The organism is Polynucleobacter parvulilacunae, assembly GCF_018881715.1.
GTDB lineage: Bacteria > Pseudomonadota > Gammaproteobacteria > Burkholderiales > Burkholderiaceae > Polynucleobacter > Polynucleobacter parvulilacunae.
In genome coordinates, this window is sequence record NZ_JACVPW010000003.1 from 143,567 (window position 1) to 168,882 (window position 25,316).

Annotated in this window: 23 protein-coding genes; 20 read left to right on the plus strand and 3 right to left on the minus strand. The window is 45.5% G+C overall.

The annotated features are described in order from the left end of the window. Positions 1-21: 21 nt before the first annotated feature. The 8 genes from hfq (at position 22) to ICN18_RS08205 (ending at position 9,374) form a co-directional block, all read left to right on the plus strand. On the plus strand, positions 22-273 hold the full coding sequence (gene hfq / locus ICN18_RS08170) for an RNA chaperone Hfq (protein WP_216190016.1): 252 nt from the start codon (positions 22-24) through the stop codon (positions 271-273). After that, positions 233-1,507: a GTPase HflX gene (gene hflX, locus ICN18_RS08175; RefSeq protein ID WP_369411881.1), complete on the plus strand. Its 1,275-nt coding sequence runs from the start codon at positions 233-235 to the stop codon at positions 1,505-1,507. The genes hfq and hflX overlap by 41 nt, the downstream gene beginning before the upstream one ends. After that, on the plus strand, positions 1,497-3,026 hold the full coding sequence (hflK, locus tag ICN18_RS08180) for an FtsH protease activity modulator HflK (protein ID WP_216190017.1): 1,530 nt from the start codon (positions 1,497-1,499) through the stop codon (positions 3,024-3,026). The genes hflX and hflK overlap by 11 nt, the downstream gene beginning before the upstream one ends. Continuing rightward, positions 3,026-3,895 (plus strand): protease modulator HflC, encoded by an 870-nt coding sequence (gene hflC, locus ICN18_RS08185; protein WP_216190018.1) that lies wholly within the window; start codon positions 3,026-3,028, stop codon positions 3,893-3,895. The genes hflK and hflC overlap by 1 nt, the downstream gene beginning before the upstream one ends. 20 nt (positions 3,896-3,915) lie before the next feature. After that, the gene (locus ICN18_RS08190) at positions 3,916-5,079 is read left to right on the plus strand and encodes an ATP phosphoribosyltransferase regulatory subunit (protein WP_216190019.1); all 1,164 of its coding nucleotides are present in this window, start codon (positions 3,916-3,918) and stop codon (positions 5,077-5,079) included. A gap of 96 nt (positions 5,080-5,175) precedes the next feature. After that, positions 5,176-6,516 (plus strand): adenylosuccinate synthase, encoded by a 1,341-nt coding sequence (locus ICN18_RS08195; protein WP_216190020.1) that lies wholly within the window; start codon positions 5,176-5,178, stop codon positions 6,514-6,516. Between the two features lie 63 nt (positions 6,517-6,579). Beyond that, positions 6,580-8,796, plus strand: coding sequence for a malate synthase G (locus ICN18_RS08200; RefSeq protein ID WP_216190021.1), 2,217 nt, complete (start codon positions 6,580-6,582; stop codon positions 8,794-8,796). Between the two features lie 83 nt (positions 8,797-8,879). Continuing rightward, on the plus strand, positions 8,880-9,374 hold the full coding sequence (locus tag ICN18_RS08205; protein ID WP_216190022.1) for a hypothetical protein: 495 nt from the start codon (positions 8,880-8,882) through the stop codon (positions 9,372-9,374). Here ICN18_RS08205 and ICN18_RS08210 read toward each other — a convergent pair. After that, positions 9,361-9,876 (minus strand): hypothetical protein, encoded by a 516-nt coding sequence (locus ICN18_RS08210; RefSeq protein ID WP_216190023.1) that lies wholly within the window; start codon positions 9,874-9,876, stop codon positions 9,361-9,363. The two genes, ICN18_RS08205 and ICN18_RS08210, sit on opposite strands and share 14 nt — an antisense overlap. Positions 9,877-9,965: 89 nt before the next feature. Between ICN18_RS08210 and ICN18_RS08215 the strand changes: the two genes are divergently transcribed. From ICN18_RS08215 to ICN18_RS08230, 4 genes are read left to right on the plus strand one after another with little or no spacing between them, the layout of a single operon-like run. Next, a complete protein-coding gene (locus tag ICN18_RS08215; RefSeq protein WP_255532166.1) occupies positions 9,966-11,198 on the plus strand; it encodes an MFS transporter in 1,233 nt (410 codons plus the stop codon). Between the two features lie 24 nt (positions 11,199-11,222). Next, complete coding sequence (locus ICN18_RS08220) at positions 11,223-11,909, plus strand: dienelactone hydrolase family protein (RefSeq protein ID WP_216190024.1); 687 nt, start codon at positions 11,223-11,225, stop codon at positions 11,907-11,909. A gap of 5 nt (positions 11,910-11,914) precedes the next feature. Then, positions 11,915-12,724 carry a bestrophin-like domain gene (locus ICN18_RS08225; RefSeq protein WP_216190025.1) on the plus strand — a complete coding sequence of 270 codons (810 nt, stop codon included), beginning with the start codon at positions 11,915-11,917 and terminating at the stop codon, positions 12,722-12,724. A 16-nt stretch (positions 12,725-12,740) separates the two neighbouring features. Beyond that, positions 12,741-13,241, plus strand: a complete 501-nt coding sequence (locus ICN18_RS08230) for a hypothetical protein (RefSeq protein WP_216190026.1) — start codon at positions 12,741-12,743, stop codon at positions 13,239-13,241. On the opposite strand, the gene ICN18_RS08235 is transcribed toward ICN18_RS08230, so the two are convergent. Next, the gene (locus tag ICN18_RS08235; RefSeq protein ID WP_216190027.1) at positions 13,227-14,549 is read right to left on the minus strand and encodes an APC family permease; all 1,323 of its coding nucleotides are present in this window, start codon (positions 14,547-14,549) and stop codon (positions 13,227-13,229) included. The genes ICN18_RS08230 and ICN18_RS08235 overlap by 15 nt on opposite strands. A 152-nt stretch (positions 14,550-14,701) precedes the next feature. Here ICN18_RS08235 and ICN18_RS08240 point away from each other — a divergent pair, with 152 nt between their 5' ends. The 6 genes from ICN18_RS08240 (at position 14,702) to ICN18_RS08265 (ending at position 21,892) form a co-directional block, all read left to right on the plus strand. After that, entirely contained in the window at positions 14,702-16,405 is a 1,704-nt protein-coding gene (locus ICN18_RS08240) for an amidohydrolase (protein WP_216190028.1), read from the plus strand. A gap of 227 nt (positions 16,406-16,632) precedes the next feature. Further along, positions 16,633-17,985, plus strand: a complete 1,353-nt coding sequence (locus ICN18_RS08245; protein ID WP_216190029.1) for a phage integrase SAM-like domain-containing protein — start codon at positions 16,633-16,635, stop codon at positions 17,983-17,985. A gap of 417 nt (positions 17,986-18,402) precedes the next feature. Further along, the gene (locus tag ICN18_RS08250) at positions 18,403-20,721 is read left to right on the plus strand and encodes a DNA primase family protein (RefSeq protein WP_216190030.1); all 2,319 of its coding nucleotides are present in this window, start codon (positions 18,403-18,405) and stop codon (positions 20,719-20,721) included. A 149-nt stretch (positions 20,722-20,870) separates the two neighbouring features. Continuing rightward, positions 20,871-21,125, plus strand: a complete 255-nt coding sequence (locus ICN18_RS08255) for a death domain-containing protein (protein WP_216190031.1) — start codon at positions 20,871-20,873, stop codon at positions 21,123-21,125. Then, positions 21,122-21,415 carry a hypothetical protein gene (locus ICN18_RS08260; RefSeq protein WP_216190032.1) on the plus strand — a complete coding sequence of 98 codons (294 nt, stop codon included), beginning with the start codon at positions 21,122-21,124 and terminating at the stop codon, positions 21,413-21,415. The genes ICN18_RS08255 and ICN18_RS08260 overlap by 4 nt, the downstream gene beginning before the upstream one ends. Positions 21,416-21,610: 195 nt before the next feature. After that, on the plus strand, positions 21,611-21,892 hold the full coding sequence (locus ICN18_RS08265; RefSeq protein WP_216190033.1) for a hypothetical protein: 282 nt from the start codon (positions 21,611-21,613) through the stop codon (positions 21,890-21,892). Between the two features lie 57 nt (positions 21,893-21,949). On the opposite strand, the gene cadR is transcribed toward ICN18_RS08265, so the two are convergent. Beyond that, complete coding sequence (gene cadR / locus ICN18_RS08270) at positions 21,950-22,348, minus strand: Cd(II)/Pb(II)-responsive transcriptional regulator (protein ID WP_068949421.1); 399 nt, start codon at positions 22,346-22,348, stop codon at positions 21,950-21,952. A gap of 98 nt (positions 22,349-22,446) precedes the next feature. Between cadR and ICN18_RS08275 the strand changes: the two genes are divergently transcribed. Next, positions 22,447-24,627, plus strand: a complete 2,181-nt coding sequence (locus ICN18_RS08275; RefSeq protein ID WP_216190034.1) for a heavy metal translocating P-type ATPase — start codon at positions 22,447-22,449, stop codon at positions 24,625-24,627. Between the two features lie 41 nt (positions 24,628-24,668). Further along, the gene (locus tag ICN18_RS08280; protein ID WP_068949419.1) at positions 24,669-25,169 is read left to right on the plus strand and encodes a hypothetical protein; all 501 of its coding nucleotides are present in this window, start codon (positions 24,669-24,671) and stop codon (positions 25,167-25,169) included. Positions 25,170-25,316: the final 147 nt, after the last annotated feature.

A 25,316-nucleotide genomic window follows, 5' to 3' on the forward strand; every position in this document is an offset into this window, starting at 1 on the left:
AAAAGATAATCAAGGAGCAGTATGAGTAATAGCAACCCAAAACAAATTCAATTACTTCAGGATCCTTTCCTCAATGCTTTGCGCAAAGAGCATGTTCCTGTTTCGATCTATCTCGTAAATGGTATTAAGTTGCAAGGGAATATTGAATCATTTGATCAGTATGTTGTCCTTTTGCGCAATACCGTGACGCAGATGGTTTACAAACACGCAATCTCTACGATCGTTCCTGCTCGTGCGATTGATTTCCGTTTGGAAGAAGCTAGCCCTGTATAAAACTGGTGTAGATGCGGCACGCGCTGTTCTGGTTGGAGTAGACACAGGACGCGAAGATTTTGCAGATAGCATGGCCGAGCTCAGCCTTTTAGCTGACAGTGCCGGCTCTATACCCGCAGCCAGTGTTATTGCCCGTAAAGGCAGAACCGATCCAGCCCTATTCATAGGTTCTGGCAAGGCTAATGAACTCAAGAGAGTGATGGAGGAGCAAGGTGCAGAGCTTGCCATCTTTAATCATCCGCTTTCACCAACTCAGCAACGTAACTTAGAGCGTCACATTGGTTTTCATGTGATGGATCGCACTGGTTTGATTTTGGATATCTTTAGTCAGAGAGCACAAAGTCATATTGGTAAGACGCAAGTTGAGCTTGCTCAAGTGCGCTATCGCATGTCTCGTTTGGTGAGGGCGTGGAGCCACTTAGAGCGACAGCGTGGTGGTATTGGTGTGCGCGGCGGCCCTGGTGAAACGCAGATGGAGTTAGACCGTCGGATGCTGGCGACTAAAGCCAAGCGCCTAGAAAACGAATTAGAAAAGCTTCAACGCCAACAAAGAACCCAAAGAAGGGCCCGTAACCGCAAAGATGTGTTCTCCGTTTCTTTGGTGGGATACACCAATGCTGGTAAATCCACTTTATTTAATGCCCTAACTAAAGCAGGGGCATATGCGGCCGACCAATTGTTTGCCACCTTGGACACCACTTCCAGAAAGGTCCATTTGGACGGGGTGGGGTCGATTGTGGTCTCCGATACGGTGGGTTTCATCCGTGATTTGCCCCACCAGCTGGTAGAGGCTTTTAGGGCCACTTTGGACGAAACCATCCACGCGGACCTGATTTTGCATGTTATTGACGCCTGTAGCCCAGTTGCCAGGGAGCAAAAGGCCGAAGTTGAGGCAGTTTTGGAGGAAATTGGGGCTGATGATATCCCTCGGATCGAGGTGATGAACAAGATCGATCAGATGCCTCAGACCTTCACCCGTGGGGCCGCTTTAGAGCGGGATGCCCAGGGCTTTCCGAGCCAGGTTTTCCTGTCAGCCAAGACGGGCTTGGGCCTTGATTTGCTTCGCTCAGCCCTGGCTGAATGCTCCCAAATGACTGATAGAATAAGGGTCGAGCACAACCGTGCCAAGAAGCAATTGGCCCCGGATGAGTTTTTAGAGCCTTTACCCGAACGACCAGAAACTTCTGAATTTAATCCGATTGCCAACCGAAGCTATTTTTCTAATGACGCGTAAATTTCTCGACCTCTTTTCGGTCAATGATCCAGGATGGGGCAACAGTCACAATTCTGGTGGATCCAAAGATGCCAAAGATGGGCAGGCGACTGATCAAGCTCCAAAAATAGATCCAGAAAATAAACCGGTAGAAACTCAACCAAACAATCCAGTAAATGCGCCCGTAAACAAGCCAGACGGCCCTCCGGATTTGGATGAATTGTGGCGCGATTTCAACGACAGAATTGCTGGCATCTTTGGCGGCAAGAAAAAGCCGGGCACAGTTAATAATTCTGCAAGTAAGCCAGTCAATAAGCCAAGTAGCACAGATATACCTCCGCCATCACAGCGTGGCGGTAATGGTGGTGGCAATAATGGCGGTATCAATACACCTAACTTTAATTTCAGCAATCCATTTGGATCCAAAGCAAGTTTTCTGATTGCGGGAGCGGTTGTTTTCTTTATGTGGGTATGCAGCGGCTTCTTCATTATTCAAGAAGGTCAAGCTGGCGTCATTCTGACTTTTGGTAAATACGATTACACCGCTAAGCCTGGCATCAATTGGCACATGCCATGGCCGATTCAGTCCGAAGAGACGGTGAATTTATCTGGCGTGCGATCTGTTGAAGTGGGACGTCCAGTGCTGATCAAGGCCACCAATCAAAAAGATTCTTCAATGCTGACTGAAGATGAAAACATCATCGACGTTCGCTTTGCTGTTCAATACCGCTTAAAAGATCCTACAGATTATTTATTCAATAACCGTGATCCAGATACTGCAGTTGTCCAGGCAGCTGAAACAGCGGTTCGTGAAATCGTTGCGCGTAGCAAGATGGATACCGTCTTGTATGAGGGGCGCGAAAAAATTGGCATTGATTTAGCAAACTCTATTCAGAAGATTTTGGATAGCTATAAGACTGGCATCTATGTCACGAGTGTGACTGTGCAGAACGTACAGCCACCAGAGCAAGTACAGGCCGCATTTGATGACGCAGTCAAAGCAGGGCAGGACCAAGAGCGCCTCAAGAGTGAAGGTCAGGCTTATGCCAATGACATTATTCCGCGTGCAAAGGGTACGGCTGCTCGCCTAATTCAAGAGGCTGAGGGCTATAAAGCGCGTGTAGTGGCTACCGCCGAGGGTGATGCAACCCGCTTCAAGCAGATTTTGGTTGAGTACGCCAAAGCTCCACAGGTAACCAAAGATCGCATGTATATCGATACTATGCGTGAGATGTACAACAACGTAACCAAGATCTTGGTTGATACCACCAAGAGTAATAGCTTGCTATATCTGCCGCTAGATAAGATCGTGGCACAGGTAAGTGCTGAAAGTGCTCAAGCGGCAAATACACAAGTTAATTCCTCTACCGCAACTACCCCAACTGGAAGTGTGACAGTGGGTGGTGCAACCGGCACAAATACGAACCCTACGAGTTCCGTATCCAGTTCGGTTACTAGTCCAACCCCTGTAACGCCAGCTGCTAACAGCGGCGCTGATAAACGTGATGGTCTCCGTAGTCGCGATAGGGAGTCCAGATAATGAATGCAAATCGTTTAATTGCCGCAGGCATTGGATTTATTATTTTCATTTATGTGCTGTCATCCAGCATCTTTGTTGTAGATCAACGGAAGTTCGCTGTGGTGTTTTCATTCGGACAAATTGTTCGTGTGATTGAAAAGCCTGGTATTCAGGTGAAGATGCCTGCGCCATTTGAAAGCGTTCGCTTTTTTGATCGTCGTATTTTGACGATTGATAATCCAGAGGCAGAGCGTTTCATTACCGCTGAAAAGAAAAACTTATTAGTGGATTCTTATGTGAAATGGCGGATTGTTGATCCACGTAAGTTCTTTATTAGCTTTAAAGGCGATGAGCGCTTAGCTCAAGACCGTTTAACTCAATTGGTGCGCTCAGCCCTGAATGAAGAGTTCACAAAACGCACTGTGCGTGAATTGATTTCCGATCAGCGTGAAGAGGTGATGCAGGGCATTCGCAAAAAAGTAGCTGATGATGCAGCTGATATCGGTGTTGAGATAGTCGATGTACGCTTAAAGCGCGTTGACCTCTTAGCGGAAATTAGCGACTCTGTTTATCGCCGTATGGAAGCAGAGCGTAAGCGTGTAGCGAATGAGTTGCGTTCAACTGGTGCTGCAGAGTCTGACAAGATTCGCGCGAATGCCGAACGTCAGCGCGACACCATCTTGGCTGAGGCTTATCGTGATGCGCAAAAGATAAAGGGTGCTGGCGATGCTAAAGCTACTGCGCTGTATGCAGAAGCTTTTGGGCGCGATCCCCAATTCGCCCAGTTCTATCAAAGTCTAGAAGCTTATAGAAGCTCATTCAAGGACAAGAGGGACGTCATGGTCGTTGAGCCAAGTGGCGAGTTCTTTAAGTTCTTGCACAAAAAATAAGAAAGCGAATAGCCCACATCATGAATCGCTGGTTACTTCCTGAAGATATTGCAGACGTATTGCCTGCTGAGGCTCGCAAGGTTGAGTCATTGCGTCGTGCCATTTTGGATTTATATCAATCTTATGGCTATGAATTGGTTGCTCCTCCAATATTAGAGTTTTTAGACTCGTTATTGACTGGTACTGGCTCTGATCTCAATTTACAAACCTTTAAATTGGTAGACCAGTTATCTGGTCGCACCTTAGGTTTGCGCGCAGACATGACTCCGCAAGTCGCTCGTATTGATGCACACCTTTTAAATCGTGCTGGAGTCACCCGCCTATGCTATGCCGGCTCTGTTGCGCATGCTCGCACGCCAGTAGGCAGTTCAGCACGCGAAGAGTTGCAACTTGGTGCGGAGATTTACGGTTGTGCAACTTGGGAAGCTGACTTAGAGGCAATCACCCTTTTGCTAAAAACACTTTCCGTTGCAGGTTTGGAGAAGGTTTATCTTGATTTATCCCATGCTGGCATTTTGGCGGGGATCTTGGACGGTCAGAACTTAGATAAAGCAACAGTTGAAGTTTTGTATGGTCTATTGCAAAGCAAGGATCGTCCACGCTTAAGTCAGTGGGCCACTTGTCTACCTGCAAAAGCATCTGAAGCGCTAATAGCGCTCACGGAATTAAATGGCCCATGTTCAGAAGTGCTGGCTAAAGCAAGAAAAGTATTGCCTAAGCACGCGGCAATTGACCAGGCTTTGGCTGATCTAGAGCGCTTGGTTTCGGCTGCAGCAAAGTTATCCACAAGCTTGGAGATCAGCATTGACTTGGCTGACCTGCGTGGCTATCAATATCACAGCGGCGTGATGTTCGCCGCTTATATTGATCAATTGCCGCAGCCCATTGCTAGAGGCGGTCGCTACGACCATGTTGGTCAAGCCTTTGGTCGTCCTCGTCCTGCAACGGGTTTTTCATTGGATCTCCTAACCCTAGCAAACCTATCTCCTTTAAATGTACGCAAGTTGGCTATCTTGGCTCCTTGGATTGATGATGCTGAATTAAGCAAGGCAATCGCAACCCTCAGAAGTCAGGGTGAGGTGGTGATTCAGATTCCAGCAGGCACAACGGTAGATGCTGCTGAATATCAATGCGACCGAGAGTTAGTAAAGCAGGGCAGCTCTTGGGAAGTAAAGAAGAAGTAAAAAAATTAAAGCAGTGAATATATAAAGCAGCAAATCAAGTAGTGAGCAAGTAATAAGCAGTTAACTTATTTTGTAATTATCTTTTTGGATTTCATTATGTCTTCAAAGCAGCAAACTAAAGGTCGTAACGTAGTTGTCATTGGCACCCAGTGGGGTGATGAAGGCAAGGGTAAGGTAGTCGATTGGTTGACTGATCATGCGCAAGCGGTAGTTCGCTTCCAAGGCGGTCACAATGCTGGCCATACCTTGATCATCGGTGACAAGAAGACAATTTTGCGTTTGATCCCATCCGGAATCATGCATAAGAATGTGATTTGCTACATTGGTAACGGTGTGGTGCTCTCACCAGAAGCGCTCTTTAAAGAAATTGGTGAGCTTGAGTCTGCTGGTTTAGATGTTCAATCTCGTTTGAAGATTTCAGAAGCAACTACTTTAATTCTGCCTTATCACGTAGCGATTGACCATGCCCGCGAGAAGAAGCGTGGCCAAGCCAAGATTGGTACGACTGGTCGCGGCATTGGACCTGCTTATGAAGACAAGGTAGCACGTCGTGCACTACGCGTACAAGATTTGTTCTACCCAGAAAAATTTGCTGAGCAATTACGTGAGAACTTGGAATATCACAATTTCATGCTCACTAATTACTATGGTGCTGAACCAGTAAATTATGAGAAGACGTTAGCTGAAGCAATGTCTTATGCTGAGCGCCTTAAGCCAATGGTGGTTGATGTATCTAGCGCCTTGTATGCTGCTGAGCAGTCTGGCCAGAACCTATTGTTCGAAGGCGCACAGGGAACATTGCTCGATATCGATCACGGCACTTATCCATACGTAACCTCTAGTAACTGCGTCGCAGGTAATGCCGCTGCTGGTTCAGGTGTTGGTCCAGATTCTTTGCAATACATCTTAGGTATCACTAAGGCCTATTGCACACGCGTTGGTGCTGGTCCATTCCCTAGTGAGCTTTACGATCATGACAACCCTGCTAAGCAAGATCCAGTAGGCGTGCGTTTGGCTGAAGTCGGCAAGGAATTTGGTTCTGTAACTGGACGCCCACGTCGTACTGGTTGGTTGGACGCTGCTGCATTGAAGCGCTCTATTCAGATCAATGGCTTGTCTGGTCTATGCATTACTAAGTTAGACGTTCTCGATGGTTTTGAAACCATTCGTTTGTGCGTTGGTTACAACCTTGACGGCAAGAAGTTGGATGTATTGCCACGCGGCGCTGAATCTGTTGCCCGTTGCGAGCCAATTTATGAAGATTTCCCAGGCTGGAAGGGCACAACTTTCGGTATCCGCGAATGGGACAAGTTGCCCCCTGAGGCGCAAAACTTCCTGCGTCGTATTGAGGAGGTTGCCGGTAAACCAATTGCCATGGTCTCTACAGGCCCAGAGCGTGACGAAACCATCCTGCTCCAGCATCCATTCCAGGATTGATGGAAAATATTTGATTCAGCAATTTTTAACCTATTTATCAACATTTATTAAGAAATTAACACCATGACTGCGCGCACAACTTGCAATAGCCTTCAAGTGGCAACTCCCTTATATCGATTCATCGAAGATAAAGTACTTCCAGGTACTGGTATTAAGAGTGCTGACTTTTGGAAGGGCTTTGATGAAATCGTTAAAGACTTAACCCCAAAGAATGAAGCCCTGCTCGCAAAGCGTGATCGTATTCAATTGGATTTGGATAAATGGCACCAAGCGAATCCAGGCCCAATCAAAGATATGCCTGCTTACCGTAAGTTCTTAAAAGAAATCGATTACTTAGTTGATGTCCCAGGGAAAATTACCGCCACAACCAAGAATGTAGATGACGAGTTAGCGCTGCAGGCTGGCCCTCAATTAGTGGTTCCAGTTCTGAATGCGCGTTATGCATTAAATGCTGCTAATGCACGGTGGGGCTCTTTGTATGATGCTCTCTATGGTACCGATGTTTTATCTGAAGAAGATGGCGCTACCAAGACTGGTGCTTACAATCCGATTCGCGGCGCTAAGGTAGTTGCTTATGCACGTAACTTCTTGGACCAAGCTGCACCATTGGCAAAAGGATCACACCGTGATTCAGTAGCTTACACAGTAGATGGCAATAAGTTATCTGTGAAGTTAAAGGACGGTACAAGTACTGGCTTGGCTGATGAGAAGCAATTCGTGGGTTACCAAGGTGATGCAGCGGCTCCAAGTTCTATCTTGTTGCGCAATAACGGCGTTCACATTGATATCGAAATTAATAAGAGCAAAACGATTGGCGCCAGTGATCCTGCAGGCATCAATGATGTTGTATTGGAAGCTGCTCTTTCTACTATTTTGGACTTGGAAGACTCTATTGCTGCAGTGGATGGCGATGACAAGGTTCTAGCTTATGAGAATTGGTTGGGCATCCTCAAAGGCACTTTAGTTGAGGAAGTAAAGAAGGGTGATAAGACTATTACCCGCACTCTGAATCCAGATCGCAAATACAAAGCTGGCATCGGCGCAGTAGATGCAAAAGATGGCGTGGTCACTTTGCATGGCCGATCACTCTTGTTCCTGCGTAACGTTGGCCATTTGATGACTAACCCGGCGATCATTACTGGTGAAGGTAAGGAGATCTACGAGGGTATCTTGGATGCAGTAGTAACTGTATTGATCGCCTTGTATGACATCAACCGTCCAGCAAGCCAAACAATTGGTAATACACGCAAGGGTTCTGTTTATATCGTTAAGCCAAAAATGCACAGCCCAGAAGAAGTGGCTTTTGCAGGTGAATTGTTTGGTCGTGTTGAAAAGCTACTCGGCCTGCCAGCGGATACAGTGAAGTTAGGCATCATGGACGAAGAGCGTCGCATGAGCGCAAACATCAAAGCGGCAATTGCTGCTGCTGGTGCGCGTGTAGCCTTCATTAATACTGGCTTCTTGGACCGTACTGGTGATGAAATGCACACAGCAATGTATGCAGGCCCAATGATGCGTAAAGGCGATATGAAGACTAGCAAATGGTTGTCCGCTTATGAGCGTCGCAACGTATTTGCAGGTTTGGATTGTGGCTTGCGTGGCCGCGCTCAAATCGGTAAGGGTATGTGGGCAATGCCAGACATGATGAAGGCTATGGTTGAGCAGAAGATTGTTCATCCTAAAGCGGGAGCAAATACTGCTTGGGTACCATCACCAACAGCTGCAACCTTGCATGCGCTTCACTACCATCAAGTAAACGTCGCTGAACTCCAGAAAGAAATGGAAAAGCTTGATACTCAAGCTGAAGCTGAAGCATTGATCAACGATTTGTTGACTATTCCTGTGGTTGAGAAGGCTAACTGGTCTAAGGAAGAGATTCAGCAGGAGTTAGATAACAATTGCCAGGGTATCTTGGGTTATGTAGTTCGTTGGATCGATCAAGGCGTTGGTTGCTCTAAGGTGCCTGATATTCATAACGTAGGCTTGATGGAAGATCGTGCAACATTGCGTATCTCCAGCCAGCATATTGCTAACTGGTTGCTCAACGGTATCGTTACTGCTGATCAAGTCAACGAAACTTTGCAGCGTATGGCTAAAGTAGTTGATGGTCAGAATGCTGGCGATCCTTTGTATCAGCCAATGATGCCTAACTACAAAGATTCTTATGCTTATAAAGCAGCTAGCGATTTGATTTTCAAGGGTCTTGAGCAGCCTAATGGCTACACAGAGCCTTTGTTGCACGCCTGGCGTTTAGAGGTAAAGAAAGCGCACGCTAAGTAATTTAGCTAAGACCCTAAATAAGAATGGATTTGCTCACAAAGCAAATCCATTTTTTATTGGTTACAAATTATTAACTATTGAGCATGTTCGGATTTCTAAACCCATTCTCTAATACCCGCTCCCGGTTTCCATTTCAGTTTAATGATGGTGGTAGGGAGGCGGCTGGTTTCAAAGGTGGTGCAGGGGATTGTGTAGTGAGATCGATAGCAATTGCCGCAAACCTTCCATATATGCGCGTGTATGAAGATTTAAGGCTTGCGAATGAGAGTTACGCCCAACTCAAAAATGATCGCTTGGCAAAGAGGCTCAATGCAAAAGGATCATCCCCTAGGAATGGCAATCACCGCAATGTGTTTCATGACTACATCCTAGCTCAGGGTTTTGAGTGGGTGCCAACTATGAAGGTGGGGGCAGGCTGTCAGGTGCACTTACGTCCTGATGAGTTGCCTAGCAAAATACTGATTGCCAAGGTTTCTAAGCATCTCACCGCTATTATTGATGGCGTCATACACGATACGCATGATCCCTCAAGGGGTGGCAATCGTTGTGTGTATGGTTACTACATTAAGACGCGTTAGGATCTTTTTGGTGGTGTTTAAGATTCCAAGCGGCCCTATACGAATTCGTCATCCCGATCATGCTTGAGGTAGTCCATGCGATGGCGAAGAGGCCTGAAAAGGAAATAAAGAATGCGAGGCTTTTCCAGCCATTGGGCAAAATGTCGGCGATAAAGCCTACCGTGGTGTAACAGCTACCTACAAATAGAAGCGTTTGAATTGCGTTATCAATCAAGCCAAGGCTAAGAATGTACAGCGTCCAGACAATAATCTCTGAGATATGAATAATGGCTATAAAGAAAAAAGACGCATAGAAATGAAAAAATACACGATTGTATTGTTTGTATTTAAGATTTTGGTTGGTTAATCTCTCAAAGCGCATCATGATGAAATTAAGCAAGCCACCATGGAAAAAGAGCACCAGAATTAGCCCTAATATCCCATAAAGAACATCCCTGATGAGAGGTAATAGCGGAATACCTGCCAGAGTTGCTTGGGCTAAGTAGTCGGGGGTAGTGGGCATAAATTGAGCGTAATCTAAAAAAGCTGGATATGCAAATATCCTTATCAGGGTTGATAATGTCATATTGAATAGCCCAAGTAAAGTAGCCCTTGAATACCACCCCTCATATTCTTGAAACCAAGAAGCGCGAACGCTTCTTTTTGTTTTCTTTGGCGGGTATTCAGTTCACCCACATCCTTGATTTCATGATCATGATGCCTTTGGGCCCTGAGTTTATTCGGGTGCTCAATATCAATACCCATCAATTTGGTTTGCTGCTGTCTTCGTATACCTTTGCCGCTGCAGCAGCAGGTATTTTCGCCACTTACTATGTGGATCGATTTGAGCGCAGAAAGCTGCTTCTCAGTCTCTATGTATGCTTCATTATTGCAACACTAGCTTGCGGCTTGGCGCCGAATTATGAGTTGCTTTTTATAGCCCGAGCTTTTGCTGGTGCATTTGGTGGAATCTTAGGCTCCTTGGTTCAAACCATTGTGGCTGATTCAATCCCGTTTGAGCGCAGAGGTAAGGCGCTGGGAACGGTGATGGCTGCATTCTCGGTCTCCACTGTTGCTGGCGTTCCGCTGGGATTATTTCTGGCAAACCATATTCCTTCTTTAGGCTGGCGTGCTCCATTCTTCTTTATTGCCATCGTCTCAACTTTGATTCTTTACCTGGGTTACCGCAACATTCCGAAGATAGCTGGTCATCTAGAACATGTGCATGAGGGCAGTCGCCTTAGCCAGATTATAAAAATCGTAATAGCGCGCCAGAACATTAAGGCTTTCATCTTTATGGCGCTGATCATGATTACGGGATTTTCGGTAATTCCTTATATCGCTTTGTATCTGACTTCTAATGTCGGCATCAGTAACTCTTATATTTCTTTAATCTACTTGTGCGGTGGCATAGCGACCCTGATGAGCTCTCGCTTTATCGGGCATATGTCAGATAAGCATGGCAAGGTGCTGGTATTTAGGGTGTTAGCAATCATTAGCTTGATTCCGCTCTTAGTTACGACCAATTTGCCGGTGACGCCTTTGTGGATTGTGCTGATTAATTCAACAGCATTCTTCATTTTGGTTTCTGGAAGAATGATTCCAGCTATGGCCATGGTGAGTCAGCTAGTTGAAAGCAAGATACGTGGAACCTTTATGAGTCTGATTGGTTCCGTGCAAATGCTTTCTTCTGGTATTGCCTCGGTCTTGGCGGGTTGGGTAGTTACTATTGGACCGGATGGCATGATGCAGCACTACAACCTAGTGGGTTACGGAGCGGCAGTCTGTGGATTACTGACATTCTGGCTGGTAGGATATATTCATTCCGATAAGAAAAAAGCATAAGAACTAAAGAACATAGGAGATCTCATGATTGAATTTAAAAGACCTGATGGACAGCTTCTCAAAGGATATTTGGCTGAGCCAAGTGATAAGGCGAATGCCCCTGGCATAGTTGTCATTCAGGAGTGGTGGGGTCTAGATGATGAAGTAAAGGCCGTAGCGGATCGCTTTGCTAAAGCCGGATATCGTGCGCTAGTGCCTGACTTATATCGCGGCAAATTGGCTCTTGAAGCAAATGAGGCCGAACATTTAATGGGCGACCTTAATTTTGGCGATGCGGCTGGCCAAGATATTCGTGGCGCCGTTCGATATCTAAAGGCAACTGGCAGCGCAAAGGTTGCGGTAACTGGTTTTTGCATGGGCGGAGCACTAACTGTTCTTACGGCCTGCAATGTCCCAGAATTAGATGCCTCTATTGTTTGGTATGGCAATCCTCCATTGGATTATGTCGATGCCAAAGCAATTACCAAGCCGATGCTAGGCCACTGGGCCTTACACGATGAGTTCTTCCCAATAGCGGGCGTTGATCAGCTTGAAGAAAAGCTAAAACTAGCGGGCGTTAGTTATGAGTTTCACCGCTATGACACTAAGCATGCCTTCGCGAACCCCAAATCGGATACTCGTGGGTTGACGCCCCTCAAGTACAACGCTGAAGCGGCACAGTTAGCCTGGGACCGCACTTTGGTTTTCTTAAAAAAATATATAGCTAGCTAGGCCTCATGAAAAATACCGCCCGCGAAGACGTATTCTTCAATTGGATATACAAGAGAAGCAATGTCCAAATCTTGCTAGTGCTAATTCTCTTTTTTGTTAGCTTGCTTGATTTGATGCCTCGTATGTTGCAAAGCATCCCGTTCTTGGTGCCAACGCAAGATAGCACTAGATTGGGTTTGGCACTTTTTGGATCCATCATTACCTTGAGCGGCCTATTGATTGGTTTTTTACTGAATCAAGCACAAAGTAATTTTCGTGAAGTGCAAACTTTGGTTTCTCAAGAGGCAGGGCGTATTAATAATCTGGATCGTCTACTTACTCGTTTTGGTGACCCATCCATAGCGCTGATTCGTGCCGAGTTATTTGAATACATGAACTCTATTGTCATTGACGAATGGCCGCTTTTGCAAAAAAACGAGGGCAGCACGAAGACCCATATGCTCTGGCGCGGAATATCTCGGAAGCTGATGTCAATTGAGCCCCATACCAACCGTCAGACGGCAATGTATACCGACATTATTAAGAAATCAGAGGAAGTAGCTGAAAGTAGGGAAGCGCGTATTGAGCGTGCCAACATCCGGTTGCCCGGCTTATTTTGGGTGGTCATTCTCATTTGTATGTTTTCACTGGTGGGGATTAATACTTTATTTGTGCCCTCGGATTCGTTTTTCTTGGGCTTGAAAATTTTGCCAGTGACGATGGGTGCATTGATTTCTCTGCTGGTGATCACTGATCAACCATTCAAGGGGCAGAACTCTGTAAAGCCAGACGCCTTCTATAAAATTATCGAATCGATTAAAACTCGTAAAGAGTAATATTTTTTAAATTGCTATGCACTTATTTTCTGAAAACCTTGCGGTAGAAATTTCTACCTATTACCGTAACTTGGCCCTGGGTCATGGTGCTGTGCCAAAGGTATTTACTTTGGTAAATGGCGAGGGCGATCAATACCTCTTTTTTGTTGATGATCTTCCTTTTGAGAAAGAGGACGAACAGAATCAATTTCTTGCTTACATCGTGCAGGCGCACGAAGCGGTTTGTTATGCCCGTGGCACTTTAGTCATCGTCGAAAAAAATCAGCAATATATTGAGTTTGCAGTAATTGATCGAGATGATGCCCAAGCGATTGTCTGCTCGGCAGAGCTGACTAGAGATATGGACAATAAGCCGATTGGCTTAGGTGAATTTGAAAAGACTTTGGTAAAGAAGAGCTCTATTATTTTTGGAGGCCTCTTTGAGCCTATTCAATTATCTAATGACAAGATCGACGACTTTGAAAGCCTCTGGGCGGAGATGAAATCTAAAATCTTGCACCGTTCAATGGGGCTGTAATTTATTTCTGAGAAATTTACGAGAGGTGGCCTCAACTGCAAAAGAGCCAACCAAGGCAATCATCAAAGCAATTGCACTATTCGGCGCTGTCTCAATCACATTCAGAAACAAAGTAGTAAACAAGCTTAAGTTAATAACGATTGCCGTCCATAGGGGCCAAATCTTGGCACCTGTTTGATTTCGTACGCGAATATGTCCGTAAGTAATGGCAGCGTAGACCAATAAAAAGGCAAGGCTGGCCATTTTTCCAACCACCTCTAGTGGAAATGCTAATACCAATCCAATTACCAAAAGGGTGGATATGGTTAAAGAGCGCAACCCTGTTTTTAAGACTGACTCACCAAGGGCTTTAGAGATTGAGTTCTTGTTGGCCATGTCAGCAGCGATGTTTGATGCAGCAAAGATGGTGGCATTAAGGGCTGCGGCGCAAGCTAAGAGGGCAGATGCACCTATCACAACAAATCCTGTCTTTCCAGCTACGATTTGGGCGGCATCGGCCAATACATGGCCGTTATAGGCCGCCATTTGAGCGGGGGAGAGTAGAAGTATGGATGCGGTACTCACTAGAACATAAGCAATAGTTACCAAAATAAGTGCTGAAAACATCGCAAGCGGAAGCTCTTTCCGAGGCTCTTGCATGGCGTTAGAGGAGTTGGTGACTACGCCGAAACCTTGGTAATTGATATACAAGATACCAGTAGCAATGGCAATGCCATTAATCGACCAGCTTGATGGCTCAAATGCGCCAATATCAGCAACATGAATGCCGTCTACCGAAAAGAGCAAAAGAGCAATCGTCACAAAGCCAATTGCTAGTGCCTCTGCTTTACCAACAAAATTAGTGCCAAGCAATTTAATCCCGGCACAAAAAATAACGATGCCAGCGCTAATAAACTTTACTTCTAAAGGTGATAAGTTGCCGCCAAACAAGGTATTAGCATATTCAGAAAAACCAGCGGCGTAAAGTGCGGCAGCAATAAGATAGGCTATGAATTGAAATATATTGAGGCCGCCAGAAACTACACCAGGCCCAAAACTCATCACGGTAAATGTAGCGGCACCTCCGCTGCTGGGGTAGGTGGCGCCTAATTTGGCATAGGAGTAGACGGAAAATGATGCGGCAATAGCGCCAAGCAAAAATGCAAGGGGAATGTGGGATCCAGCATGGGCGCTCGCTGTGCCTAGGAGGGAAAAAAGACCGGCGCCCATCATTCCGCCAATACCCAGGGCAGTAGCAGAAAAAAGGCTAATATTTTTTCCTTTGGAGTTGGTGCTTTTTAGAAGAGCGGGTTTGGATGGGTTTATCAAGGGGCGCAGGTTTCTGTTTGTAGACTCTATATTAAGGCTTACGGTCAATTTAGGCCAACTTACCGCAAGATCATTTGGTGTTGCGGGCCCCCGCTAAGGGGTAACTTTGCGCTGTTAGAATCATCTAATACCAACTTTTCTGAAGGTTAAAAATGCGCTATATCAATCGAATCGCTCTCTCAGCAATGTGCCTAGTTGCACAATCAGTTATTGCTGGTGGAAATGCAGATACTATTTTTTATGGTGGCCCTATTCTTACGGTAAACCCAAAGAATGAGCAGGTTCAAGCATTGGCAGTGCAGAACGGAAAAATTGTTGCGGCAGGAAAAAAAGATGTTGTTACAAAAGAATGGCAATCTAGTTCAACTAAGGTTGTAGATCTTCAGGGTCAAACCTTGATGCCAGGTTTTGTTGAGCCTCATGTACATATCATTGGTACAGCCATGACTGAAGTATTGGGCTTAAACCTCTCCAATTTTAATTTGCCGTATGACACATTGGATACATTAAATGCAAAGATGAAAGCTGCGTTGAGTAGTGTTCCTCCAGGAGGTTGGCTTTTTGGTTTTGGTGTTGATCCATCGCGCACCGATCCATTTATGACTGAGTTGAACGCGGACGTTTTGGATAGGGTATCCACTACAGTGCCGATTTTTATCATTAATCAATCAGGGCATATTGGTTACGTAAACCATAAGGCATTGGAATTGGCTGGTGTTACAGAAAGTACACCCAATCCTGGCGGCGGCGGAGTATATGTCAAAGATGGAGCAGGAAAGTTGACTGGTGTGCTAATTGAGCCTCCAACTTATGCGCCGTTTATGGCAAAGATGCCTAAGCCACCTGTTGCAGACTTGGTAAATGCCATTAAGAAAACTGTTAACAACATTGCATCTAGCGGTGTGACTACCTCTGCGGAGATTACTGTTGGTTTTGACTTAGGGCTAGATCAAGAGGTGAAGCTGTACCAATCTTTATTTGCAAATGACGCTATGCCTATTCGGGTACGCGGTTACTTGTATGGTCCAGCGATCCCGGCTGGATATAGTGGCTTAAAGCCAAACGAAGGTAATGATCGTTTACGCTTTATTGGTGTCAAGTTTATTTCTGATGGGTCTACTCAAGGCTTAACTGCAGCTTTAAACGATCCATATATCTATCCAAAAAATACTGATAACCGCGGTAATTTGGATTATCAGACTGAAGATCTGTATCAGCAAATGAAAACTTACTTTGATCAAGGTTGGCAATTGGCCGTGCATGCTAATGGCGACCGCGCAATTGATCAAACCTTATCTAACTATGAGAGATTGTTAGCTGGCAACCCTAAGCCAAAAGAGCGTCGTCTTCGCATTGAGCACTTTACGGTGAACACTCCTGACGAAGTAAGTAGGGCGGCAAAAATTGGCGCTATCCCAGGATTTACTATTGGCCATGTTGACTATTGGGGGGAGGCTTTCCATAATCATTTGATTGGGCCAGAGCGAGCTAATCGAATTGATCCATCGGCGAGCTTCCAAAAGCTTGGAGCACGCTATGCATATCACAGCGATTCCCCAGTTTCTAACGTAGGTCCTCTCAATTACATCTCTGAAGGTGCGGGTCGTTTATGGCAAAAGCCTACGCGTCAGGTGCTTGGGCCTAATCAACGCGTCAGTGTGGATCAGGCTATTCGTGCAGTCACCATTAATCCGGCTTATGAAATGTTCTCTGATGACAAGATTGGCAGTCTGGAAGTGGGTAAGCAGGCTGATTTAGTTGTTCTGGAGAAGAATCCTCGCGCAACTGCCGTAGATGAAATCCGTAATATCAAAGTTAAAGAAACTTGGATTGATGGCAAGAAACAGACTTGGTGATCAGAGTTTTAGCTAATTAAAGAATAAGCCGCCTTTGGGCGGTTTTTCTTTGGGCGCTTAGAGTGCTTGCCTATTGTAAAAAGGGCTTTAGGCCCCATATAGGTCTTTGTAGGTGTATTTGGTGCCCAGGAAGGGTCCTTAACGGTTTACTTCCTGTCTTATGAATCAATAGTTTAGCAGTTGTTTTGTCTACAGATTTATGTAGTTTTATGTAGAACGAGGCTAAGATGCTATTGATTAGTACAAGGAACATTCAAGTAAAGATGCGTTATTACACCAATAATAATGGCCAACATTATTTCCAGCGAGCCATCCCCAAGGACTTACGCAGGTACTTCAAGGGTCAAAATTCTGTCCGCCATAAGCTACCATCCATTCATGCTCAGATGCTTGTTGAGATAGATCGGCTAGCTCGTCACTATGATCTTTATTTCAAATCTTTAAAGAATGGCAATGAAGGCACACCACGTGAGTTACAGAATCAGGCTTTAGCAATTCTTGATATTCATGGCGTCTTTCCTTTGGCTGCAATTACGCCAGCTAGAGTGCCGGCTGGTGAATATGCCTATCCACATCTAGACGAAATAGAGGACTATCTTCGGGACCGCGAACAAGGTGGAGTCATGACAAAGTCCGATGAACTTGCAAAGGCTTGGTTGTCGAAGCCGCTGCCTATATTGCTTTCGCAGGCGCTTGAGATTTATTTTGAAAATCATGTCAATGGCCAAAAAGAGAAGTTCCAAAAAGGCGTTATTAAGCGCTGGAAGCACGTATATGACGTTACTGGTGGGGATATACCACTGGATGATGTTACTAGGGATATGGGTAGGCGTTACGTCCGGCATCGCTTAAAAAGTGTCAAGACTGGCACCATTGAGCGCGAGCTTAAAACAATTCGTGCGGTAATCAACAAGACAATCATTGAGCGATCGCTAAAGATAACCAATGTCTTTGAGCGATTAAGCATCCCCAATAAGGGAGGGGATAAGAAAGTCAGAGAAGACTTTGAGATTTCAGAGCTAAGTTCAATACTAAAGGGTTGTGTGGCTAAAGGAGACGATATTCGCATTCTCATTTTGGTAGCCTGTTTAACTGGAGCAAGGCCTAGTGAGATTGCTGGATTGCGTCGTGAGGATGTCTACTTAAACGATCCAATACCCCATATCGACATTGTTGAGTACGCAAGCCGCACATTAAAAACAAAGTCTAGTCTTCGTAAAGTCCCCTTAATTCCCCTTGCTGCAAAATGGTTGGGTAAGTTACTAAACAGTCATCAAGACGAGGCTGTATTCACACGCTATTGTGATGGTTTTGAGGTATTTGGCGATAACGTTAGCGCGACAACTAGTAAATACATTAAAACGTATGCCAACAATAAATCCCTTTATTCGGGGCGCCATACAACCAAAACCTTGTTGGACCAGGCAAATACTCCTGAGCATTTATCGGAGGCTATTGGCGGGTGGGGCAAAGCCTCTATTAGTCGAGGTTATGGCACGGGCCACTCTCTGAAGCAAAAGTATGATGCGCTGATTGAGGCGTTTAAACCCTTAGTAAACGAAGAAATAATTCTGTCTTAATGGGGCGAATTCGTCTGTAAATGTGCACTATTAGTTATAGCCAAAGAAATTGTTTGAAAAAGTGAATTATCTAGGGCGAAAATGGCTAAAAATTTGCATTATTATAAGTAGGGCAGGTAAATATGCGTCAATAAACTGTTGATTTGCGTATTAGTAAGAGTGCAGGAATGAGGTTGGTAGGTTGGTCCAACGTTAAATAAGTCTCCAACTGTAAAAAGTCTAAAACGTCTGGGCCATGACGGCGCCCAAGTGCCTTGGTTTATGTTGCAAAACCAGCGGCCAAGCCCCTGAGGCGGCGGATGTATCGCCTCTTGTAGATATGTGATCGGCCTGCATCCGCAGGTGGGAGATCACCAAAAATCCGAAAGCAACCCTAACGGGCCGCAAGGCCACTTATTGTCTTTTGAAAGGGCGATTATGGGTGTTTCCATATCTAACAAGGAATTTCTACAAGCAGTTTTCAATAACCCACCAGCCTCCCGTTGTGCTTGGGTAACTAGTTTTACAGCCAATCCAAATGAGGCGAAAAAGGTGTGGGGTGGAAGATTGACGCCATTACATGCATGCCGCGATTATGTAGACTCAAATGCGTACTTCAGCGTTTCTTTATTTGCCTCAGATGCCCCCAAGCGTCGCAAGGAAACAATGCAAGAGATGCATGTTGTTGTTTTGGATGATGCGAAAAGTATCTCAATACCACCAAGTTGGCGTTTAGAAACTTCTGACAATAACTATCAAGTTGGCTTTATCTTAAGCGCCCCAATTACTGATGTCCAACTTGGAACAAGGCTATTGCAGGAGGTCAGCCGTAAAAGCTATGTCAACTCCAATGATCAAAATGGCAATAATCCGGTTAGATACGTGCGGCTTCCAGTTGCAGTGAATACAAAGACCAGCCCGCCATTTATTCATCGTCTAGTAGAGTTCGCGCCCGAAAAGCGTTACGGCTTAGATGCGCTCATAGAGGCTTTGCACTTAGATGCTCACTATATTTATAGCGGGGCACCATCAGCGCGTGATCCATCAGTTTTTTCGGATCACTTCGCGGGATTCGGCCCAGTGGATTTGGGGGAAATGAAGCGCCAGATTGCGGAGGATGGTAGGTATCACGATCAGATGCTCAAAATTACCGCCAAGTTAGTTAGCGAAGGCATATCACCAGAGGATGTGAGGCTGCAATGTGAGCAGTTTATGCAATCAATACCCCTCGATCAAAGAAGATCAAATTGGTCAAACGATTTTGCCGATATTGGGCACATGGTATCTGGAGCGGTTGAGAAGGGCTTTGCTAATCGCCTACGTCTTGGGCATCAAATTGATCTTCAAACCGGTGAAATCATCGAGACTGGTGAGGGTCAGATGTATGGGGATATTTACAACGGCAAAGTGTTTGCGCAGATGTTCGCTGGTCGAATGTTGTATTGCCATGCCAGTAAAGAATGGTTGCGATGGAATGGTCAGGTCTGGCAATGGTGCCTATCAGGCGAGCAAGATGTATTGGCTAAGCAAGCATCCAATGAGCTTATTCGGCGTGCAGCGCAGGCATTTGCCAGTAATCCCAAGGGCGAAGAAAACAAGCAAATACAGGCTAGTGCAAAACAAACGCTAAATAATCAAAAACGAGCAGATATGCTGCGTGCAGCCAGCACTGAACCGGGTATGTGGATTGGCAGCATGGCAGAGTTGGACGCTGATCCGATGCTTCTGGGCTGTAGCAATGGTGTTATCAACCTAACCACCGGAACCTTGCTTACATCAGATCCAAAGATGCTTATTACGAAGCAGGTGAGGGCGGCTTATCAGCCAGAAGCTAAGGCAACGCTATGGGAACGCTTTATCTGTGAATGCTTTCTAGGTGATGCTGAAACAATTCGCTACATCCAAAAGGCTCTTGGGTACTCCTTAACCGGTGATGTTGGCGAAGAAGTCATGCACTTTTTCTACGGTGTTGGCAGCAATGGCAAGACGCTGCTTACTAATGTTATTTACAACATCCTCAGTGATTACGCAGCGATTGCTGATACCGACCTGTTGATGCGCAAAGATAAGACTAATGACAATACGCCAACTCCAGATATAGCGCGTCTACAAGGCAAGCGGTTTGTTATTGCCAATGAGGTAGAGGAGGGGCGCAGGTTGAACGACAAAAACCTAAAGACCTTAGCAAGTAAGCAAAACATGCATGCTCGTGAGCTCTATGGCAAGACGTTTGAGTTTGCTCCACAGCACAAGATTTTTGTCACAACCAACCACAAGCCCTATGTGTCAGATCAATCTGAGGGTGCGTGGCGACGTATTCGTATGGTTCCGTTCTTGAATCGAGTGTCTGGGGATCAGATTGACTTCGATTTAGAGGGCAAGCTGATGAAAGAGGCCTCAGGGATTTTGAACTGGCTAATTCGCGGTTGCTTAATGTGGCAAGAGGAGCGTCTAAATCCATCGTCAGCAATTGAGCGGTCCAGTAGTGAATATAGAAGGGAAAGTGACGTGTTTGGATTGTTTATTTCCGAATGCTGCAAAGAAGGCCCGGAGGAAAAAGTGGATCAACAAGCGCTCTTTAATCGCTGGCGATTATGGTGCATTGAGAATGGTCATCAAGTGGGCTCTAAACGCACTCTAACCATGCGCTTGGAGATAAGGGGTATGAGCTCCAAAGTCTATATCGGAAAAACAAGGGCCTATCAGGGAATTGGTCTGGATCTTAGCGCTGAGTTCCCGCAGTTAGCCGCAGCTTAGCCACAGCAAGCAACAGCATCTATTGCTATTTCTATAAAACCTCACAGGAAAGAATTATTAGAAGGGGTTTTAGGGATTTGGGAGTTGATGCTGTGGCTTGTTGTTGCCGACGTTCAGCAAATACAAATACTCAATATATGGAGCACGCAATGCGTATCAAATTCAATCCGTCTTTTAATTTAACTTCCGAGCAAGGCTATGAGCTACTGCAGGCATGGGAGCCTATTAGAGGTCTCGTAGAGGCCTCGAAAGATACTCTAGTCGTCCTAAAGTTAAGTAGGAGAAACCCAGTTCTTACCCGGCGTCAGCTTTACATGATCTGCGCCACCTTAGCTAACCTTGGGCAAGCAAGTATCCCTGAGTGGGCTCATGAAATGCTTGATATTCAGCCGGGGGCCAAATGAGCAAAATCAACTGTCCCCGCTATCAGCAATGTAGCGCTGCAATCTGTCCCATGTGGCGCCCAGTGCTTGATCAGAAAATGGTGAAAGGAGAGCGAGTCTGTGGCGTGCTTCTTGAATACCAAAAAACCCAATCCAGAGCCATATTAACCACCCACTATGGCACACAAATGATGCAGCTAATGGCACAGGCTACCGATCAGATTAAAGCCCATGGCGGGTACCTTCTTCGTTCAGCCCTAAACCGAGCTGCGAGCTCTGGAACAAGGCTGAAGTTCATTTCCTGCGGTTAGGTCGGCACGCGGATGCGAGAGCTGAGGTCGGGGTTGGACTAGGTTTTTTGATACCCAACTCCGATTGTTAACAATGCAGCACATTTTTATCCCCCGCAAAGCTAAGCATGTTCTTAAAAGTGCATTAACTATCCTTTCATTAAATCCAACCACAAAACCCAACAACAAAAAACACTCAATAAATTAGGAGAAATCATGGCAAAAAGACGCAGCAAAAAACGAAATTACTTAACATTGGACGTGGAATTTGCAGAATTGGCGTATGTATTACACGGAAATGCTAACCGCCTCAGAACTACCGCAACCCACATCAACATCACAGCAGCGTTTCGCATGCAGTTGCTGAGAATGGAGCAGCGGATGGTAGAGCTTGCCAGAAGTCTGGGTAATGAGCTGGATCAACCCGATCAAGATGCATTTATGACAAAAGAGAGTACTGAGAGAATTGGGGACCAGCTGGGCCTATTTGATAACTAACCATAAAGGGTTAAGGTCCGCTATCGGCCAATAAGAGGCGGTAGTGTCACCTCTTTTTTACTTCACGGGTAGCGATAATTTATTTAAGATCCCGCAGTGTGCTGAGTCCTGATTCGCATGACATTGTTTTCTGAGCAGCTTTAATTGTCGCTCAAGTTGGCGTAGCTCATTAATTCGATTGCTTACACCTTCAATATGGGCATCAAGCAATTCATTTACTGCATCACAGTTTTCATCGGGCAAATCTTTTAAGCGAAGTAATTGACGAATTTCACTTAAGGTCATGTCCAGCGAGCGGCAGTGGCGAATAAATGTAAGGCGTTGCAGGTGCTGATCCCCGTAGATTCGGAAGTTACCCTCAGATCGAGCCGGTTTTGCTAACAAACCCTCTTGCTCATAAAACCGAATAGTTTCCACTTGAGTGCCTGTGGCTGTTGCTAGTTCACCAATTCTCATTTGACCTCCAAGTTTTTACATTTTTATTCTAATCCCTTGACTCTATAGTTACTATAGGGTGTTAAATGTTCTATGTCTTCATCATTTAGGTTTCCGCTATGAGCGAATGCAATACCTCCTGTAGTTGTTCTACATCAACCCCTGTGACAAAGGCTTCTGAGATACGGAGCAAGAATAAGGCCATCTATCGCATTGAAAATATGGACTGCCCAACTGAAGAGGCGCTTATTCGCAAAAAGCTAGTTAGTGTAAACGGCATTGAGTCGCTGGACTTTAACTTAATGCAAAGGATACTCACGGTTGGTCACAATCTCAACTCACTTGACGCTATCGAGTCCGCTTTGGGTTCAATTGGAATGCAGGCGGTGCTACAAAGTGGTCAGACTTCTACAAAGGACAGCTCGATTGAGCCTATACCTAAAAAAAATTGGTGGCCATTGGCTGTTGCAGGTATCACTGCAACCTTGGCTGAAATCATGGAATTGCTGCAACTTGGTAATCAGTGGATTGTCATTGCTCTAGTAATCGCCTCAATTGCTTCAGGTGGCCTGACCACCTATAAAAAGGGCTGGATTGCATTAAAGAATGGCAATCTCAATATCAATGCCTTAATGTCAATTGCAGTCACAGGCGCGATGGCGATTGGAAGTTGGCCAGAAGCCGCCATGGTGATGTTCTTATTTACTCTAGCTGAAGTAATTGAAGCCAAGTCATTAGATCGTGCTCGTAATGCGATTCGTGGCTTATTAGACCTCACCCCTGAAACCGCAACCGTTCAGCAAGCCGATGGCTCTTGGGTGCTAACGGATGTAAAGGCTATCGCTTTAGGTGCTTTAGTTCGAGTGCGTCCTGGAGAGCGAATAGCTTTAGACGGCATATTAATAAGTGGTAACTCGGCAGTAAATCAAGCGCCAATCACGGGTGAGAGCCTACCCGTCGATAAGATAGTTGGCGATGAGGTATTTGCAGGAACGATCAATCAGACAGGATCGTTCGAATACAAAGTTACTGCAGAAGCGACTCATTCAACGCTAGCTCGAATTATTCATGCAGTTGAAGCAGCGCAAGGAAGTCGTGCGCCCACCCAGCGTTTTGTTGATCAATTCGCCAAGATCTATACGCCAGCTGTTTTTTTGCTTGCGGTGTTAGTCGCTGTTTTGCCTCCATTGTTAATGGCGCAGTCATGGCAAGAGTGGATCTATAAAGCATTAGTCATGTTAGTGATTGCCTGCCCTTGTGCTTTGGTGATCTCAACACCAGTAACGATTGTGAGTGGCTTAGCAGCCGCTGCAAGAAAAGGCATCTTAATTAAAGGAGGCGCTTTTTTAGAAGCAGGACGGAGCATGAAGGTCTTAGCAGTAGATAAGACAGGGACACTAACCTACGGGAAGCCTGCACAAACGGACTTTTTTGCATTAAGTAGCAATGACAAGCATATTCACGAAATTGCCATCAGTCTTGCAGCGCGATCTGATCATCCCGTATCTCTAGCAATTGCCCATGCTAATCAAGAGCAAAAGAATGATTTAAAGACTGTAGATAGCTTTGAGGCGATTCTGGGTCGCGGTGTCAAAGGCGTTATTGAGGGTAATTTGTATTACCTTGGCAATCATCGACTGATTGAAGAATTGGGTTTGTGCTCTGATGATATTGAGAATCGTTTATTACCACTAGAGCAGCAAGGCAAAACGGCCGTATTGCTTACCAACCAAACAGAGGTTTTAGCCATTATTGCGGTGGCCGATACTGTTAGAGAAACAAGCAAGCAGGCTATTGATGAGCTTCACCAATTAGGCGTGACTACCATCATGCTCACTGGTGACAATCAGCACACCGCTAAGGCAATAGGTAAACAGGTGGGTGTCGATGAGATTATGGGTAATTTATTGCCTGAAGATAAGCTCAAAATAATTGACAGTCGCCTAAAAAAGGATCCCAATGTAAAGGTAGGCATGGTTGGAGATGGCATTAATGATGCCCCCGCTTTAGCAAGAGCAAGTATTGGATTTGCGATGGGGGCGGCTGGAACCGATACTGCGATAGAGACTGCTGATGTTGCGCTAATGGATGATGATTTACGCAAGATTGCTACCTTTATTCGGCTATCCAAATCAACCGCTCTAATTCTGACTCAAAACATTGTTCTTGCTCTTGGCATTAAAGCTATTTTCCTTGTGCTTACCTTTACAGGGCAAGCCACGATGTGGATGGCGGTATTTGCGGATATGGGTGCGAGCTTGCTAGTAGTGGCAAATGGATTGCGGTTATTAAGAAGCTAGGTGTTAGTTCATATCAAGCAGTTAACTCAAGGAGTACTAAAATGAAAAAGCTAGGATGGGTTGCGATTTTAAGTTTAGGTGTTTTACTAAGTGCGCCCGTTTTGGCGCAAACAGCAGGGGCGGGCACTAAAGCCTCACAGACACAACAAAAAAATGTTGATGTAGCGGAGTTTGATAAGCAAGCCGCTCAAATTCAAGAGAACTTTAAAAAGATGCAACAGCAGATGGATCAGATCCGTGCAACTCAAGATCCGCAAGAAAGGCAAAAGCTGATGCAGGCTCACTGGAGCACAATGCAGGGCAACATGAATATGATGCAAGGCATGTGGGGTTCGGGAATGATGGGTTGTTGTGGTGGTAACGGCGGCATGATGGGTGGACACATGATGGGTTGGAATGGTATGGGCCCCTATTACTCTAAATTAACACCTGAGCAGTTAAAGCAACGCCAATACATGATGGATCAATACATGGGTATGCAGCAGAACATGATGAACCAAATGATGCAGCAGAACTATATGTGGATGGATCGGTCAAGGTAGTAACACACTAGGGGGATGAGTTACTGGACTTGTCCTCCAAGGTCTCCCTTGGGTCTTGATTTCAACCCGTCGATGCAACAGTTAGGGCAAAACGTTCTGCCGGTGTTTGATAGTTTAGTGTTTTTCTAGGGCGTTCATTGAGTTGCC

Excerpts from the sequence above, each read along its gene's own strand:
- ICN18_RS08275 (WP_216190034.1), top strand. The coding sequence starts at position 22,447 with ATGAGCGAATGCAATACCTCCTGTAGTTGTTCTACATCAACCCCTGTG.
- ICN18_RS08250 (WP_216190030.1), top strand. The coding sequence starts at position 18,403 with ATGGGTGTTTCCATATCTAACAAGGAATTTCTACAAGCAGTTTTCAAT.
- ICN18_RS08200 (WP_216190021.1), top strand. The coding sequence starts at position 6,580 with ATGACTGCGCGCACAACTTGCAATAGCCTTCAAGTGGCAACTCCCTTA.
- ICN18_RS08190 (WP_216190019.1), top strand. The coding sequence starts at position 3,916 with ATGAATCGCTGGTTACTTCCTGAAGATATTGCAGACGTATTGCCTGCT.
- hflK (WP_216190017.1), top strand. The coding sequence starts at position 1,497 with ATGACGCGTAAATTTCTCGACCTCTTTTCGGTCAATGATCCAGGATGG.
- hfq (WP_216190016.1), top strand. The coding sequence starts at position 22 with ATGAGTAATAGCAACCCAAAACAAATTCAATTACTTCAGGATCCTTTC.
- ICN18_RS08220 (WP_216190024.1), top strand. The coding sequence starts at position 11,223 with ATGATTGAATTTAAAAGACCTGATGGACAGCTTCTCAAAGGATATTTG.
- ICN18_RS08280 (WP_068949419.1), top strand. The coding sequence starts at position 24,669 with ATGAAAAAGCTAGGATGGGTTGCGATTTTAAGTTTAGGTGTTTTACTA.
- hflC (WP_216190018.1), top strand. The coding sequence starts at position 3,026 with ATGAATGCAAATCGTTTAATTGCCGCAGGCATTGGATTTATTATTTTC.
- ICN18_RS08240 (WP_216190028.1), top strand. The coding sequence starts at position 14,702 with ATGCGCTATATCAATCGAATCGCTCTCTCAGCAATGTGCCTAGTTGCA.
- ICN18_RS08225 (WP_216190025.1), top strand. The coding sequence starts at position 11,915 with ATGAAAAATACCGCCCGCGAAGACGTATTCTTCAATTGGATATACAAG.
- ICN18_RS08260 (WP_216190032.1), top strand. The coding sequence starts at position 21,122 with ATGAGCAAAATCAACTGTCCCCGCTATCAGCAATGTAGCGCTGCAATC.
- ICN18_RS08245 (WP_216190029.1), top strand. The coding sequence starts at position 16,633 with ATGCTATTGATTAGTACAAGGAACATTCAAGTAAAGATGCGTTATTAC.
- ICN18_RS08255 (WP_216190031.1), top strand. The coding sequence starts at position 20,871 with ATGCGTATCAAATTCAATCCGTCTTTTAATTTAACTTCCGAGCAAGGC.
- ICN18_RS08210 (WP_216190023.1), bottom strand. The coding sequence starts at position 9,876 with ATGCCCACTACCCCCGACTACTTAGCCCAAGCAACTCTGGCAGGTATT.
- cadR (WP_068949421.1), bottom strand. The coding sequence starts at position 22,348 with ATGAGAATTGGTGAACTAGCAACAGCCACAGGCACTCAAGTGGAAACT.
- ICN18_RS08230 (WP_216190026.1), top strand. The coding sequence starts at position 12,741 with ATGCACTTATTTTCTGAAAACCTTGCGGTAGAAATTTCTACCTATTAC.
- ICN18_RS08265 (WP_216190033.1), top strand. The coding sequence starts at position 21,611 with ATGGCAAAAAGACGCAGCAAAAAACGAAATTACTTAACATTGGACGTG.
- ICN18_RS08205 (WP_216190022.1), top strand. The coding sequence starts at position 8,880 with ATGTTCGGATTTCTAAACCCATTCTCTAATACCCGCTCCCGGTTTCCA.
- ICN18_RS08195 (WP_216190020.1), top strand. The coding sequence starts at position 5,176 with ATGTCTTCAAAGCAGCAAACTAAAGGTCGTAACGTAGTTGTCATTGGC.